Origin of the sequence: Microbacterium sp. MF43 (assembly GCF_012847295.1) — a bacterium.
Lineage (GTDB): Bacteria > Actinomycetota > Actinomycetes > Actinomycetales > Microbacteriaceae > Microbacterium.
This window is the reverse complement of record NZ_JABBDY010000003.1, coordinates 373345-388533: the sequence shown is the minus strand read 5'-3', so window position 1 is coordinate 388533 and position 15189 is coordinate 373345. Positions and strand designations below refer to the sequence as shown.

Annotated in this window: 11 protein-coding genes, 1 tRNA gene and 1 other RNA gene; 6 read left to right on the top strand and 7 right to left on the bottom strand. The window is 69.3% G+C overall.

Annotated features, from left to right (window positions below):
* The first annotated feature begins 76 nt into the window (after positions 1-76).
* The 3 genes from glnA (HF323_RS10250) to HF323_RS10240 all read left to right on the top strand — a co-directional run bounded on the left by glnA (HF323_RS10250) (position 77) and on the right by HF323_RS10240 (position 2752).
* Positions 77-1501: a type I glutamate--ammonia ligase gene (glnA, locus tag HF323_RS10250; protein ID WP_169582480.1), complete on the top strand. Its 1425-nt coding sequence runs from the start codon at positions 77-79 to the stop codon at positions 1499-1501.
* Between the two features lie 143 nt (positions 1502-1644).
* A complete protein-coding gene (locus HF323_RS10245) occupies positions 1645-1914 on the top strand; it encodes a hypothetical protein (protein WP_348981582.1) in 270 nt (89 codons plus the stop codon).
* A 244-nt stretch (positions 1915-2158) separates the two neighbouring features.
* Positions 2159-2752, top strand: a complete 594-nt coding sequence (locus tag HF323_RS10240) for a hypothetical protein (RefSeq protein ID WP_317451067.1) — start codon at positions 2159-2161, stop codon at positions 2750-2752.
* A 28-nt stretch (positions 2753-2780) separates the two neighbouring features.
* On the opposite strand, the gene HF323_RS10235 is transcribed toward HF323_RS10240, so the two are convergent.
* The 3 genes from HF323_RS10235 to HF323_RS10225 form a co-directional block, all read right to left on the bottom strand.
* Entirely contained in the window at positions 2781-5783 is a 3003-nt protein-coding gene (locus tag HF323_RS10235) for a bifunctional [glutamine synthetase] adenylyltransferase/[glutamine synthetase]-adenylyl-L-tyrosine phosphorylase (RefSeq protein ID WP_169582478.1), read from the bottom strand.
* Between the two features lie 16 nt (positions 5784-5799).
* Positions 5800-7137 carry a type I glutamate--ammonia ligase gene (gene glnA / locus HF323_RS10230; protein ID WP_169582477.1) on the bottom strand — a complete coding sequence of 446 codons (1338 nt, stop codon included), beginning with the start codon at positions 7135-7137 and terminating at the stop codon, positions 5800-5802.
* An 81-nt stretch (positions 7138-7218) separates the two neighbouring features.
* The gene (locus HF323_RS10225) at positions 7219-7404 is read right to left on the bottom strand and encodes an SPOR domain-containing protein (protein WP_169582476.1); all 186 of its coding nucleotides are present in this window, start codon (positions 7402-7404) and stop codon (positions 7219-7221) included.
* A gap of 96 nt (positions 7405-7500) precedes the next feature.
* Between HF323_RS10225 and ppgK the strand changes: the two genes are divergently transcribed.
* Entirely contained in the window at positions 7501-8262 is a 762-nt protein-coding gene (ppgK, locus tag HF323_RS10220; RefSeq protein ID WP_169582475.1) for a polyphosphate--glucose phosphotransferase, read from the top strand.
* A gap of 79 nt (positions 8263-8341) precedes the next feature.
* Here ppgK and rnpB read toward each other — a convergent pair.
* An RNA gene (gene rnpB, locus HF323_RS10215) (RNase P RNA component class A) lies at positions 8342-8704 on the bottom strand.
* 399 nt (positions 8705-9103) lie between these two features.
* On the opposite strand from rnpB, the gene HF323_RS10210 reads away from it, so the two are divergent.
* Complete coding sequence (locus HF323_RS10210) at positions 9104-10918, top strand: S8 family peptidase (RefSeq protein ID WP_169582474.1); 1815 nt, start codon at positions 9104-9106, stop codon at positions 10916-10918.
* Between the two features lie 60 nt (positions 10919-10978).
* Here HF323_RS10210 and HF323_RS10205 read toward each other — a convergent pair whose 3' ends face one another.
* The gene (locus HF323_RS10205; protein ID WP_169582473.1) at positions 10979-12718 is read right to left on the bottom strand and encodes a bifunctional 3'-5' exonuclease/DNA polymerase; all 1740 of its coding nucleotides are present in this window, start codon (positions 12716-12718) and stop codon (positions 10979-10981) included.
* An 18-nt stretch (positions 12719-12736) separates the two neighbouring features.
* Entirely contained in the window at positions 12737-13468 is a 732-nt protein-coding gene (locus HF323_RS10200; RefSeq protein WP_169582472.1) for a C4-type zinc ribbon domain-containing protein, read from the bottom strand.
* 84 nt (positions 13469-13552) lie between these two features.
* Here HF323_RS10200 and HF323_RS10195 point away from each other — a divergent pair, with 84 nt between their 5' ends.
* A complete protein-coding gene (locus HF323_RS10195; RefSeq protein ID WP_169582471.1) occupies positions 13553-15076 on the top strand; it encodes an amino acid permease in 1524 nt (507 codons plus the stop codon).
* Position 15077: 1 nt separating this feature from the next.
* Here the strand turns inward: HF323_RS10195 and HF323_RS10190 are convergent.
* Positions 15078-15150 (bottom strand) — tRNA-Val (locus tag HF323_RS10190).
* Positions 15151-15189: the final 39 nt, after the last annotated feature.

Genomic DNA, 15189 nt, shown 5'->3' with positions numbered 1-15189 from the left:
GGCAATGCCCGACGGGTACCGTGCCACACAAGCGCGCATGCGTGGCAGTTCCCGATGCCCTATCACTGGAGCCTTCATGTTCAAAGATTCATCCGAGGTGCTCAAGTTCATCAAGGACGAGGACGTCAAGTTCCTCGACATCCGTTTCACGGACCTTCCTGGTGTGCAGCAGCACTTCAACATCCCGGCCTCGACCGTTGACGAGGAGTTCTTCACGGTCGGCCAGCTGTTCGACGGCTCCTCGATCCGCGGTTTCGCCAGCATCCACGAGTCCGACATGCAGCTGATCCCGGATGTATCGACGGCGTACCTCGACCCCTTCCGCGAGGCGAAGACGCTGATCATGATCTTCGACATCTACAACCCGCGCAACGGCGAGATCTACGCGAAGGACCCGCGTCAGGTCGCCAAGAAGGCCGAGAAGTACCTCGCATCGACCGGCATCGCCGACACGGCGTTCTTCGCCCCCGAGGCCGAGTTCTACATCTTCGACGACGTCCGCTACGAGGTGAAGCAGAACTCCAGCTTCTATTCGGTCGACTCCGAAGAAGGCGCCTGGAACACCGGCCGCGTCGAGGAGGGCGGGAACCTCGCCAACAAGACCCCCTACAAGGGCGGGTACTTCCCCGTCTCCCCCGTCGACAAGCAGGCCGACCTCCGCGACGACATCAGCCTCAAGCTCATCGAGGCGGGCCTCGTGCTGGAGCGCGCGCACCACGAGGTGGGCACGGGTGGCCAGGCCGAGATCAACTACCGCTTCGACACGATGGTGCACGCGGCCGACGACATCCTGAAGTTCAAGTACATCGTCAAGAACACCGCCCTCGAGTGGGGCAAGGTCGCCACCTTCATGCCGAAGCCGCTCTTCGGCGACAACGGTTCGGGCATGCACACCCACCAGTCCCTGTGGAGCGGCGGCCAGCCGCTGTTCTACGACGAGAAGGGCTACGGCGGACTGTCCGACATCGCCCGCTGGTACATTGGCGGCATCCTCGCGCACGCTCCCTCGGTGCTGGCCTTCACCAACCCGACCCTCAACAGCTACCACCGCCTGGTGAAGGGATACGAGGCTCCGGTCAACCTGGTCTACTCGGCCGGAAACCGCTCGGCGGCGATCCGCATCCCGATCACGGGTTCGAACCCCAAGGCCAAGCGCATCGAGTTCCGCGCTCCGGATGCCTCGGGCAACCCGTACCTCGCCTTCGCGGCGCAGCTCATGGCTGGTCTCGACGGGATCAAGAACCGCATCGAGCCGCACGAGCCGGTCGACAAGGACCTCTACGAGCTTCCCCCCGAGGAGGCCAAGAACATCCCGCAGGTGCCGAACTCGCTGCAGGACTCGCTCGACGCCCTCGCGGCCGACCACGAGTTCCTGCTCGCAGGCGGTGTGTTCACGCCCGAGCTCATCGAAACGTGGATCGAATACAAGATCGAGAACGAGATCAAGCCGCTCGCGGCGCGTCCGCACCCGTTCGAGTACGAGCTGTACTTCGGCGTCTGATCCTTTCCGGCGCTGATCCCGCACCACGTCCGCCCCTCTCCGACACGTTCGGAGAGGGGCGTTTCGTGTCGCCCTCGGCCGTCGCGATGTCCTGCATCCGGCGTACGCTGGACGCGTCGGCCGGAGGAAGCGAGGCTCCGCACGTGGCCGACTGGCATCCGATTCTCGCCGCCGTCGAGGGCCCGACCGGGGTGTGGCGGATGGTCGCCCCGGACGGTCGCGAATACGGCCGGATCGAGCTTCGACGCGTGACGAACGGCGCCCGTGTCCGGTACAAGACGGTCTGGCGCGGCGAGGTCCTGGGCTGGGCGGCCACGCTCCGCGAGGCGTGCTGGCGGCTGCACGGCGCCTACCTCGCCGCCCACGGTCCGAGCGGCGGGCCCGTCGCGGATTGGGGAGGACGAGATGCGTAGCTCGTCCCAGAGCCGACGGTCTGTGGCATATCCCAGGCGCCGGACCTAGGCTGAATCCGCTCCCCCACGATCGACCGAAGGTGCCCACATGCCCGCCCGCCCGGCTGCGAAGGCGCGCCGCTCGCGAACGCGACGGCCGACCTCCTCACCTCGCCGAGCAGGCACTCGTCCCCGGGTGAATCATCGGAGCAGGCGGCGATCCAGGGGTCTTCCCGGCCGCGCCGTGGCTGGGGCCTTGGCTGCCGTGATCCTGCTCGCGTTCGCCGTGGGCGCGGGTGCGATCACCGCGCACCTGCTTGCGGCACCGCTGGCCGACCGGGCCGAGGCAGCGCCGTTCGCCGCCCCGCCTGCCCCGCGCGCCCCCGGCGTCGCCGGTTACGGGCTCGAACAGCTGGCGAACGCCTGCACGATCATCACGGCGGGCCGGGACCTCGGCCTCGATGAGCGCGATCAGACGATCGCGGTCATGACCGCGATGGGCGAGTCCTCCCTGCGAAACATCGACTACGGCGACTGGGAGACCAGCGGAGTGACGAATCCCGACGGCTCGCGCACGACCTCGATCGGCCTGTTCCAGCAGCAGGACGGGTGGGGATCGCGTGAAGCCCGTCTCGACCCGTATACGGCGGCCAGCATCTTCTATCGGGCGATGACGACCCGGGTACCCGATCGAGCGACGCTCGAGCCGACGCTCGTCGCGCATCGGACGCAGATCAATGCCGACGCCTTCCACTACGCCCGGTACTGGGAGCGCGCCGTCCGTGTCGTAGCCGCACTCAACGGGGCTCCGCTGGAGCGGGATCGCGTCGAGGGCGTCCCTCTCTGCCGCGTTCCGTGAGGGATCGGATGCCGCGGCATCCGATCCCTCACCCGTAGAAGAGCTTCTCGAACACCCGGCGGGCGCGACGCGTGGTGCCGAGATAGTCCTCCTCGACCTGCGTCGCCGAGCGGGGCGGGTACCCGAGGAGCCGGCCGATTCCGTCGAGCTTGTTGCGATCGACCGGAAGCACGTCGCTGGTCTGTCCCGAGAGCAGCGTGTTCGCCGAACGGAGGCGGCTTGCGAGGCGCCAGGCCTCGCGCAGCCGGTCAGCGGAGGTCGCGGGGATGAGGCCGGCCTCCTTCGCGGCGGCGAGGGCATCGAGTGTCGACGTCGTGCGCATTCCGCGGATGGCATGCGCATGCTCGAGCTGCAGGAGCTGCACGAGCCACTCGACGTCGCTGAGCGATCCAGGCCCGAGCTTCAGGTGGCGCTGGGGGTCGGCTCCCTGGGGCAGCCGCTCGCTCTCGACGCGTGCCTTGATGCGCTTGATCTCGCGGAGACCTTGCGGATCCGCGCGCTCGGGATACCGCACCTGGTCGGCCAGCTCCGTGAAGGCGCGGATGAGCTTCGTGCTGCCCGCGACGCCCCGGGCGCGCAGGAGCGCCTGCGCCTCCCATGAGAGAGACCAGCGGCGGTAGTACGCCGCGTACGCGTCGAGTGACCGCGCGAGGGGGCCGTTGCGGCCCTCGGGGCGCAATCCTGCGTCCAGATCGAGGGGGACCCGATGGTCCTCGGACTGGGTCCGCAGCGCAGTGACGAGCTTGAGCGACAGTTCGTGGGCTCGCTGCGGGTCCACATCGTTGGCCCGGTACACGTACATCACGTCGGCGTCCGACCCGAACCCGAGCTCTCGGCCGCCGAAACGCCCCATCGCGATGACGGAGAAGTCGAGCGAATCGTCCTCGGGCGGCACGACCGTGGGCCGTACCGCCCGCAAGGTGGCCTGGATGGTGACCTCCGTGATCGTGGTGAGCGCGTCGGCCACCTCTTCGATCGTGACGGCGCCCAGGATCGCCCCCATCGCCGTGCGCAGAAGCTCCCGGCGGCGCAGCGCGCGCACGGACCTCATCGAATCGTCGACCGACCCGTGCCGAGCCTGAATGGCGCGCGCCTCCTCCTGCAGAGCGACCCCCGACCGCGGGCGCAGGAGATCGTCGTCGTCGAGCCACGCGGCCGACTCGGGGATCCACTCCATGAGCTCGCCGACATAGCGCGAGCCGGAGAGCACGCGGGTGAGGCTCTCCGCGGCGGCCGACGAGTCGCGCAGCATTCGGAGGAACCATGGCGTGTCCCCGAGACGCTCGCTCAGCCGCCGGAACACCAGCAGCCCGTAGTCCGGGTCGACGCCGTCGGCGAACCAGCGGATCATGACGGGCATCAGATGCCGCTGGATCGTCGCCTTGCGGCTCAGGCCGCTGGTGAGCGCGGCGATGTGCCGCAGCGCACCGGCCGGATCGGCGAATCCGATGGCCGCGAGGCGATCGTGCGCTTGCGCGGTCGAGAGCACCCGCTCCTCAGCCGGGAGGGCAGCCACCGCGGAGAGGAGCGGTCGGTAGAACAGTCGCACGTGAATGTCGCGGACTTCCCGCTTGACGGACTCCCACAGCTGCCAGATGCCCTCGCCGGTGTCCGCCAGGCCGGTCGCACGCGCCAGGACCCGCCGGTCCTCGGGCCGCGCCGGCATGAGGTGCGTGCGCCGGAGGTTGCGCAGCTGCACACGGTGTTCGAGAAGCCGCAGCACCCGGTAATCACGTGAGAACGCGGCCGCCTCCGTCCGCCCGATGTATCCCTCGGTGACGAGCGCATCCAGGGCCTCGAGGGTGCCGCGCTGCCGGATCCGGTCGTCGGAGAGACCGTGCACCAGCTGCAGGAGCTGGACCGTGAACTCGATGTCGCGGATGCCTCCGGGGCCGAGCTTCAGCTGAAAGGGGACGTCGGCGGCGGGGATGTGCTCGGTCACGCGCTCGCGCATCCGCTGCACGCTGTCGACGAAGTTCTCCCGCGCCGCGCTGGTCCACACCTTCGGCTGCACGGCGGCGACGTAGGCGTCGCCGAGAGCCGCGTCGCCCGCGATCGGGCGGGCCTTGAGGAGAGCCTGGAACTCCCAGCTCTTCGCCCAGCGGTCGTAGTAGGCCAGGTGCGAGTCGAGCGTCCGCACGAGCGCGCCCTGCTTGCCCTCCGGCCGCAGGTTGGCGTCGACCTCCCACAGCGGCGGCTCCACCTCGATGCTCGAGATGCCCCGCATCGTCTGCAGGGCCAGCCGTGTGGCGATGTCGACGACGCGGCTCTCGCCGATCGCCGCCAACGCGGAGTCGTCGGCGCCTGCGACGAAGATGACGTCCACATCGCTGACGTAATTGAGCTCGCGGGCCCCGGTCTTGCCCATGCCGATGATCGCAAGGCGCGCCGCAGCGACCTGCTCCCGGGGGAACAGCCCCGCGCCGGCGGCGCCACCCGAGACGCGTGTCCGCGCGACGGCGAGCGACGCCTCGAGCGCTGCGCCCGCGGCATCCGCCAACCGGGCGGCCACGGCCGGCACGTGATCGACGGGCGCGGCGCTGAGCAGGTCGTACGCAGCGATCCGTGCGAGGAGGCGCCGATACCGCACGCGCAGCGCCACCCAGGCGGCTTCGGCGCCGTCGGACGCGAAGCCGTCGACGGCACCCACCGACTCCAGGAGCGCATCCCGAAGCTCGGACGACGACGGCAGACCGGCGCCCGCACCCGCGAGGTGGTCGAGTTCGGCCGGGTGGCGGAGGAAGAAGTCGGCGAACCCGCTCGAGGCGCCCAGGAGCGCCCACAGCGCGCGACGCCCTGCCGCGTCCTCGTGCAGGCGGCGCGCAGCCTCCGCATCGCGTCGGGCGATGCGGGCGAGTGCGTTCAGTGCCTCGTCGGGGTCTGCGGCGACGGATGCCCCGTGCATGGCGGCCGCGCGAGGCAGGCCGTGCTCGGTCTCGAGTTCGGTGAGCAGTGCGTCGGCATCGCTCAGGCTGGTGAACCCCAGGCGCGCGAGGTGGGTGAGGGAGCTGGACCGTTCGCTGCCGGACATGCGTCGCCGAGACGGGTCAGAGCATCTCGAGATTGCTCTTGAGCTCGAACTGCGTCACCTGCGAGCGGTACTCCTGCCACTCGCGACGCTTGTTGAGCAGCACGTAGTTGAAAACCTGCTCGCCGAGGGTCTCGGCGACGAGTTCGGACTCCTCCATGTACTCGAGGGCGTGGTCGAGACTCGCCGGCAGCGGCGCGTAGCCGAGGGCACGGCGCTCGGCATCGGTGAGCGACCACACGTTGTCCTCCGCTTCCGGCGGAAGCTCGTACCCCTCTTCGATGCCCTTGAGGCCTGCGGCGAGCATGAGTGCATAGGCGAGATAAGGGTTCGCCGCGGAGTCGAGCGCGCGGTACTCCACGCGCGAAGACTGGCCCTTGCTCGGCTTGTAGAGCGGCACGCGAACGAGGGCGGAGCGATTGTTGTGACCCCAGCAGATGAAGCTCGGGGCTTCGTCGCCACCCCACAGTCGCTTGTAGGAGTTGACGAACTGGTTGGTGACCGCCGAGATCTCGTTGGCGTGGCGCAGCAGGCCGGCGATGAACTGTCGGCCGACCTTGGAGAGCTGATACTGCGCGCCCTCCTCGTAGAACGCGTTGACGTCGCCCTCGAACAGCGACATATGCGTGTGCATGCCACTGCCCGGCTTCCCGCTGAGGGGCTTGGGCATGAACGTGGCGTAGACGCCCTGCTCGATCGCCACCTCTTTGATGACGGTCCGGAACGTCATGATGTTGTCGGCCGTGGCCAGGGCGTCGGCGTAGCGCAGGTCGATCTCGTTCTGACCGGGACCGCCCTCGTGGTGACTGAACTCGACCGAGATGCCCAGGTCTTCGAGCATGCGCACCGAGCGACGCCGGAAGTCGTGAGCCGTTCCGCCGGGGACGTTGTCGAAGTAGCCGGCCGAGTCGACCGGCTCCGGGCCGTCGGCCCCGAACGACGACGACTTCAGCAGGTAGAACTCGATCTCCGGGTGCGTGTAGAACGTGAATCCCGCGTCCGCCGCCTTCGCGAGCGTGCGCTTGAGGACGTGGCGCGGATCGGCGACGGCGGGCTGGCCGTCGGGCGTGGTGATGTCGCAGAACATGCGCGCCGTCGGATCGATCTCGCCCCGCCAGGGCAGGATCTGGAACGTCGTGGGATCGGGGTGCGCGAGCAGGTCGGATTCGTAGGAACGGGTGAGGCCCTCGATCGCGGATCCGTCGAACCCGAGGCCTTCGCTGAAGGCGCCTTCGACCTCGGCGGGCGCGATCGCGACCGACTTGAGCGTGCCGATCACATCGGTGAACCACAGCCGGACGAACTTGACGCCCCGCTCCTCGATCGTCCTCAGAACGAAGTCACGCTGCTTGTCCATCGCATCCTCTCCGGGGTGCCTCAACGGGCCGTAGCCAGACTACTGGTCACGGCACGCCTCACCTGACGCCTCGCGGCCGCGCTATGAGTCCTCGCGCGCCTCTTCCTCGGCCCACGCGCGTGACCGCTCGCGCATGATCTCGGGAGCGCGGGCCGCCTCCTCCGCCGTCTCGAAGGGACCGGCGCGGTCGACCGCGGGTGACTCGTAGCCCTTCTCGACCTCCCCTGTCTTGAGGTTGTACCAGTACTTCTCGCTGTCGCTCGTCATGGCGTACTCCTCGCGTGGATGGGCCGGCGGTGGCTCAGGCTCGATCCTACTGACGACCCGCGGGATGCGGCGGGAGCGGCTGGATAGGCTGAGCGCATGGCATCTCAGGCGACGCGCGCCGTGGGCGTGGACATCGGCGGCACCGGCATCAAAGCGGGAGTGGTCGATCTCGAAAAGGGTCAGCTCCTCAGCGACCGCATCAAGGTGGCAACCCCTGAGGGTGCGGAGCCGCAAGACGTGCTGCGGGCGGTCACCGAGGTGCTCTCGACCCTCGGAGTGAGCGGCGAGACGATCCCGCTCGGTGTCGCGTTCCCTGCCATCGTCAAGAACGGCCGTACGCTGTCCGCCGCCAACGTGTCGGAGAAGTGGATCGACTTCGAGGCGGAGAGGTTCTTCGAGGACGGTCTCGGTCGCGAGATCCACTTCGCCAACGACGCCGACGTCGCCGGCGTCGCAGAGGTGCGCTACGGCGCGGCGAAGGACCAGCCCGGCCTCACGATCCTCACGACGCTCGGAACGGGCATCGGCTCGGCACTGCTGTACGACGGAGTGCTCATTCCGAACTCCGAGCTCGGCCATGTTCAGCGGGCGAAGCACGGGAGGGATGCCGAGGCGTACGCGGCATACTCCGCGATGGAACGTGAAGAGCTCACCTGGCAGGAGTGGGCCGCGCGGTTGCAGTGGTACTACAGCCACATCGAGTTCCTCTTCAGCCCGGACCTCTTCGTCGTGGGCGGTGGGGTCTCGAAGCACTCCGACCAGTTCCTGCACCTGCTCGAGCTGCGCACGCCGATCGTGCCGGCGGTGCACCGGAACAATGCCGGGATAATCGGGGCTGCCGCGCTCGCGCTCGGCTGATCCGCGGTCCGCCTCGCGGGGGGAAACCCGCGATCCTGATGGGACCTGCGCCGCAGCGCTCGCGGGCGCTGACGTGGGGCGAATGGGCCGGCCTGTACGCCGGGTTCTGTCCGGGGGCTCGCGCCCCGTGGACGGTCATCTCTCTCGGCGACACGTTGCCGTGCCGCTCCAGCGGCCTACCCGGGGACTCGGCGGGCCGCGTCATCATCCCCTGTCTGGCCTTGCTCCGGGCGAGGTTTACCGTGCGGGTCGTGTCACCACGACCCCGGTGGTCTCTTACACCACCCTTTCACCCTTACCGGCGCCGAGGCGCCGGCGGTCTGCTCTCTGTGGCACTGTCTCGCGGATCGCTCCGGGTGGGTGTTACCCACCGCCCTGCCCTGCGGAGCCCGGACGTTCCTCGGCGCGAGCGAACTCGCGACGCGACCGTCCAGCCGACCCATTCGCACTTCGGATTCTAGTCTGCGCGCGCAGGCGGCCTACCCGGGCGGTGAGGCGTCACACCCTTTCGATCGAGAATCGGTCTCAATTACTGGACTGAGCACAAATACAGGTTGACGCTGCCTCGGCCTGGGGAATACCTTTTCCGGCACAGGACAGCTCGGAGATCTCATGACACACACCACCACCGCGCCGCGCGCGTCCGAGCCGCGCGCGGTCACCGATTCCAGCAACCTTCTCGACCCGACGAGGCAGCCCGACCGGGAGCGGACCGTGACACCAGACGGCGCGCTCCCCCGAGAGCGCACTCGGCTCATGTCCGAGGCGCACGCCGATCGAGCGGTCGGCGTGGGGTGTCCACAAGACGCCCTCGTCACTCCACGAAAGAGGGAAGAAGTTGTTGAAATCCAGTGCGCGCCGCACCGGCGCGGCTCGGTGGGCCGTCGGCATCACGGCGCTGCTCACCTGTTCCACACTCATCCTTGTCCCGTCGATCGCCCACGCGACGACGGGCGATGAACCCGAGATCGTCGGCAGCGCCGCCGCGGGGGCCGTGGCCGGTGAGTACATCGTCGTCCTCAAGCCGGCGAGCCAGATCGGCACGGCGGAGGATGTCGCCGCAACCCTCACCGATCAGATCGGCGGCGAGGTCCAGGCGACCTACGACACCGTCCTCAACGGCTACTCAGCACAGCTGACCGAGGAGGAGGCGCTCGCTGTGGCCGCCGACCCCCGCGTCGACTACGTGGAGCAGGTCCAGCGCTTCACCGTCCTCAGCGAGCAGGTGGACCCGCCGAACTGGGGAATCGACCGCATCGACCAGCGCGATCTTCCGCTGAACGCGCGATATTCCTATCCCGACAACGGCGGTGAAGGCGTCAACGTGTACGTCGTCGACACCGGAATCCGGTCGACGCACACGGAGTTCGCCGGCCGTATCCGCCCCGGCTTCGACGCGGTGACGGCGGGCGGCGACGCCGGCGACTGCAACGGCCACGGAACCCACGTCGCCGGCTCTGCCGTCGGCGCCTCGTACGGAGTGGCCAAGAAGGCGACCGTCTACCCCGTTCGCGTGATCGACTGCACCGGCAACGCGACGACGGATGATCTGCTCGAGGGCATCGAGTGGGTCACCGAGAACGCCGTCAAGCCGGCAACGGTCAACTACAGCATCGGCTGCAAGTTTGCCTGCTCGATCCCTTCGATCGACGAGGCGGTGACGAACCTCATCGCGTCGGGCGTCACGTGGGTGCAGGCGGCCGGCAACAGCAACGACGACGCGTGCCGCTACAGCCCGCAGCTGCTGCCCGAGGGCATCACCGTGGGAAACATGACTCGCACCGACGCGAAGGCGTCGACGAGCAGCTGGGGCCGCTGCCTCGACGTGTGGGCGCCGGGAAGCTCGATCCCGTCGGCCTGGTACACCGGTGACACCGCGATCAACACGATCAGCGGCACGTCGATGGCCTCACCTCACGTGACCGGTGTGACGGCGCTGTACCTGGCGCAGAACCCCGAGGCCACCCCGGCGCAGGTCCAGGCGGCGATCGTCGGCAATGCGAGCACGGGCAAGCTGAGCGGGCTGGATGCCTCGTCCCCGAACCGCCTGCTCTACACCGGATTCCTCGGCGGCGGCACTCCGCCGGTGGGCACCGTCGACCTGACGACGCCCGCGAACCAGAGCAGCACGGCGGGGCAGCCGGCCAGCCTCGCGCTCTCCGCATCGGGAGGCACCGCGCCGTACACCTTCTCGGCCACCGGCCTCCCCGCAGGGCTCTCGCTCAACGCGTCTACGGGCGCGATCACGGGTACGCCGACCACGGCAGGCACCTCGACCGTGACGGTCACGGTGCGCGACGCCGCCAGCCCGGCCACGACGGACTCGGCGACGTTCACGTGGTCGGTCGCGGCGGCTCCGACGAGCACCTGCACCGGACCGCTCTCGCGCACCGGCACGCTCACCACGGGGCAGCAGGCGGCTCTCCCGTCGTTCACCCGCACCACCGGCGCGATCGAGGTGTGCCTCGATGGGCCGGCAGGCGCCGACTTCGACGTCTACCTGCAGAAGTCGACCTGGCTCGGATGGAGCACGGTGGCCCGCGGGACCTCGGTGAACCCCGATGAGAAGTTCACGTACACGGGCACGGCGGGCACGTACCGGCTCGTGGTCCTCGCGTATTCCGGATCGGGCGCCTATACGGCGACCGTGAAGTAGTCCCCCCGGACTCGCGGGTGCCGCGGAGCTCAGGCTCCGCGGCACCCGTCGCCGTTGGGGTCAGTCCTTGAGCGCAGTGTCGGAGATCCGGACGTCGAGGCGGAACTCGAGCGGGAAGTCCCCGAAGAGCAGGCGCCCAGCGGCAGCCGCGGCATCCGTCACCGCCCGCGCCGAATCCTCCGCGAGGGATTCCGGCGCGTGGACGATCACCTCGTCATGCAGGAAGAACGCGAGGTGCGGCCGTCGTGCGAAGACCGGCCCCGAGCGCGGAGCCGCCTGCGCGTCGCCGACGGGAGGCAGGGCGTACAGCCGGCCGCGCAGGTCCGCCAGCCACGACAGCGCCCATTCGGCGGCCGTGCCCTGGACGACGAAGTTGCGGGTGAATCGTCCGCGGTCGCGTGCCCAGCGTCGCGCGCGCATCTCGTCGGCGCCGGATGCCTCGGCCTCCGTCGCGCGCGACTGCGCGGCGCTCCAGGCCTCCGACGGCCGCGGCGAGGTGCGTCCCAGCCAGGTGGTCACGACGCCCCCGTCCTCGCCGGTGCGGGCCGCATCGTCGACGAGTCCCATGGCGCGGGGGTATGCCCGCCGGAGGCGCGGGACGAGGCGCCCCGACTCCCCCGTCGTCGCGCCGTACATGGCGCCGAGGAGAGCGATCTTCGCTTGCTGGCGCGTCGCGACGGCACCGCTGTCGACGATCCCCTCATAGAGGTCGCGCCCGCGCGCTGCGGTTGCGAGCGCGGTGTCGCTGGCCATCGACGCCAGGACCCGCGGCTCGAGCTGCGCCACATCGGCGATCACCAGCTTCCAGCCGGGGTCGGCGCGCACCGCCTCACGCAGCTGCCGTGGCAACTGGAGCGCACCGCCGCCGGATGACGCCCAGCGACCGGTCACGACGCCCCCGGGCACGTAAACGGGCCGGAAACGTCCGTCGTGCACCCACCCCTCGAGCCAGCTCCAGCCGTTCGCCGACTGGAGCCGGGCGAGCTTCTTGTATTCGAGCAGCGGTTCGATGACGGGATGCTTCTGCTCGGCGAGCTCCCAGCGGCTCGTGGACTCGACCAGGACGCCGGATCGATGGAGCGCACGCAGCAGCTTGGGCTGTGAGTCGAGGCTCGCGGCGGGATCCCCGAGCGCCTGGCGCACCCTGTCGGCGGCAGCGGCGAGCCGGGCCGGCTGTCCGCCGCCGGCGGGCCGAGCCCCGAGGGTCTCGGTCAGGATGCGATCGTGCGCCGCGGCGTCCCACGGCACGCCGGCCGCCCGCAGCTCCTCAGCCACGAGCGCGCCGGCTGACTCCGCCGCCGTCAGCAGCCGCAGGCGCGCCGGATCCGACGACCCGGCGATCGCGTCGCGCTGCCGGGCGAACTCGGCCAGCGCATCATCGAGCCCGTCGGGCAGGCCCGTCGCCACGGACGCCGCGTCGAGCTCGAACAGCGTCGGCGCCTTCTCGTCACCGGCTGAGGCGGGCGCAGCATCCCACTCGGTCGAGCCGCGCACGGCCGCACCGGCGTCGACGAAGGCGGACTCGCGCAGGATCGCATGACACAGACGCAGGTCGTGGCAGCGGGCCACGCGGACACCACTCGCGAGCAGCGACGCGTACCACTGCGGGGCATCGCTCCACACCCAGCGCGGGGCCGCCTGCGCTTCGTGGCGCTCGATCCAGGACGGGAGAGCGGATGCCTCGATCTGCTCGCGCGAGATCTCCGCGGCGTCCGCGGAAAGAAGCGCCGCGCGGATCCCGCCCGGCGCGCGGCCGAGGACGATCCAGCTCGGCGCGCTAACGCCGTCCGTCGAAGTCACCGCGGAGGCAGAACGCGCTCACAGCCCGGATTCCCCGGTGCGAACGAGGATGCTGCCGCATTCGGGGCACGTGAGGACGGCGTCTTCGGGCGCCTGGCGGAGGGTGTTGAGGTCCGTCCCGGAGAGGACCATGTGGCACCACTCGCAGGTGCGCGCGCGCAGCAGGGCGGCGCCCGCACTGCGAGTGGAGAGCTTCTCGTAGAGCGCGAGCAGGTCGGCGGGGACGGTGCCGGCCACCGCCGCGCGGTCACGCGTCGCCGCATCGAAGGCCGCCGTCGCCTCAGCTACCACGCGTTTGCCCTCGGCGCTCAGTTCCGCGCCCTGCTGGTTAGTTTCTGCGATCAGCGCCTCCTGCTCGGCGACGGCTGCTTCGGCCTGCTCGAGGCGCTCCATGATCTCGAGCTCGGCATCCTCGAGGTCCGACTTGCGGCGCGCGAGGGATGCGAGCTCGCTCTCGAGCCCCTGGGCTTCCTTGGAGTTGCTCGAGGAGGCGAGACGCTCGGCGTCACGGGCGCTCCGCGCATCCACCACGGCGACGTCGGACTCGATTCTCGCCAGCTCCGCCCGCAGGTCGTCGCGCGCGCCGAGACGCCGCGTGAGCTCCTGCGAGAGTGTCTGCCGCTGGGCGAGAAGCTCCTGCACACGCCCGGCCTGCGGGGGGTTCTTGCGGGCGTGGTCGGCCTGACGGATGCGGGCGTCGAGTTCGGCGACCTCGACGAGGCGAAGCTGGTCGGCGGGGCTGGCGTTCACGACACCAAACCTACCCGGCCATCGACGCTCGAGCGGGCCCCCGGCTAGCATTCAACGACCGGCCATGCGAGAAAGGCGAGAGCAGTGAGCGTTCTGCGCAAGAAATCCGTCGAGCAGTCGATCGCCGACACCGACGAGCCGGAGTTTCGACTCAAGAAATCGCTCAGCGCCCTCGACCTCACGGTCTTCGGCGTCGGCGTCGTGATCGGTGCCGGCATCTTCACGCTCACCGGCAAGGCCGCTCACGAGGTCGCCGGTCCCGCGATCGTCATCAGCTTCGTGGTCGCCGCGATCGCGTGCGCGCTGGCAGCACTCTGCTACGCGGAGTTCGCCTCCACCGTGCCGGTCGCCGGCTCGGCCTACACGTTCTCGTACTCGTCGCTGGGCGAGCTGTTCGCGTGGATCATCGGCTGGGACCTCATCCTCGAGATGTTCCTCGGCGCGAGTGTCGTCGCGCAGGGCTGGAGCGCCTACCTCGGCACGCTCATGGCCCAACTCGGAGCACCCATTCCTCCCGCCATCGCATACGGCGGGACCGTCGACGTGATGGCCATCCTGCTGGTGCTCGTCCTCGGCGGTCTGATGACCTTCGGCATCAAGGAATCGCTGCGAGTGAATCTGGTGCTGGTCGCGGTCAAGCTCTTCATCGTCCTCTTCGTCATCATCGCGGGCCTGCTCTTCGTGAACCCGGCCAACTGGTCGCCCTTCGTCCCGGAGGCGCAGCCCGCGGATGCGGCGAGCGGATTGGGGCAGCCGCTCCTCCAGTTCCTGTCGGGCATCGAACCCACCGCCTTCGGCATCGGAGGCATCTTCGCGGGCGCCGCCCTCGTCTTCTTCGCATACATCGGCTTCGACGTCGTCGCGACCACCGCCGAGGAGACGAAGAACCCGCAGCGCGACATGCCCATCGGCATCATCGCGTCCCTCGTGATCTGCACCATCCTCTACTGCGCGGTCGCCTTCGTCGTCACCGGCATGGTTCCCTACCAGGACCTCGACCCGAGTGCCGCGCTGGCGAACGCCTTCGTGTTCCACGGCGCCGACTGGATGGCCACACTGATCTCGGCCGGCGCGGTCGCGGGCCTGACGACCGTCGTGCTGACGCTTCTCATCGGCGCCACGCGCATCATCTTCGCGATGTCGCGCGACGCCCTGCTCCCGGCCGGACTGGCGAAGGTGCACCCGCGCTTCCGGACGCCGTGGGTCATCTCGATCCTGGTCACGATCGTCGTCGCCGTCGTCGCCGGTTTCACGCCGATCGGCGTCCTCGAGCAGATGGTGAACATCGGCACACTCTCGGCGTTCGTCCTGGTGGCCGTCGGGGTGATCGTGCTCCGTCGCACCCGTCCCGACCTGACCCGCACGTTCAAGGTGCCCCTGAACCCCTGGCTGCCCGCGCTGTCGGCTCTCGCAAGCCTCTACCTGATGCTCAACCTGAGCGTCGAGACCTGGCTGCGGTTCCTGATCTGGCTGGCGCTCGGGTTCGCGATCTATTTCGCCTACTCGCGCCGAAACTCCCGCCTCGGCCAGCCCGGGTACCAGGAGTTCGCGCTGCCGCACGTCGTGTCTCATCAGCGCGACGACAGCGACGACGACCCGCGCCGTTGAGTGGGCCCTGCCGGGATCGAACCGACGACATCCACGGTGTAAACGTGGCGCTCTACCAGCTGAGCTAAAGGCCCGTGGCCACCAGTGTAGGACGTGCGTCCGCGAGGGCTTCG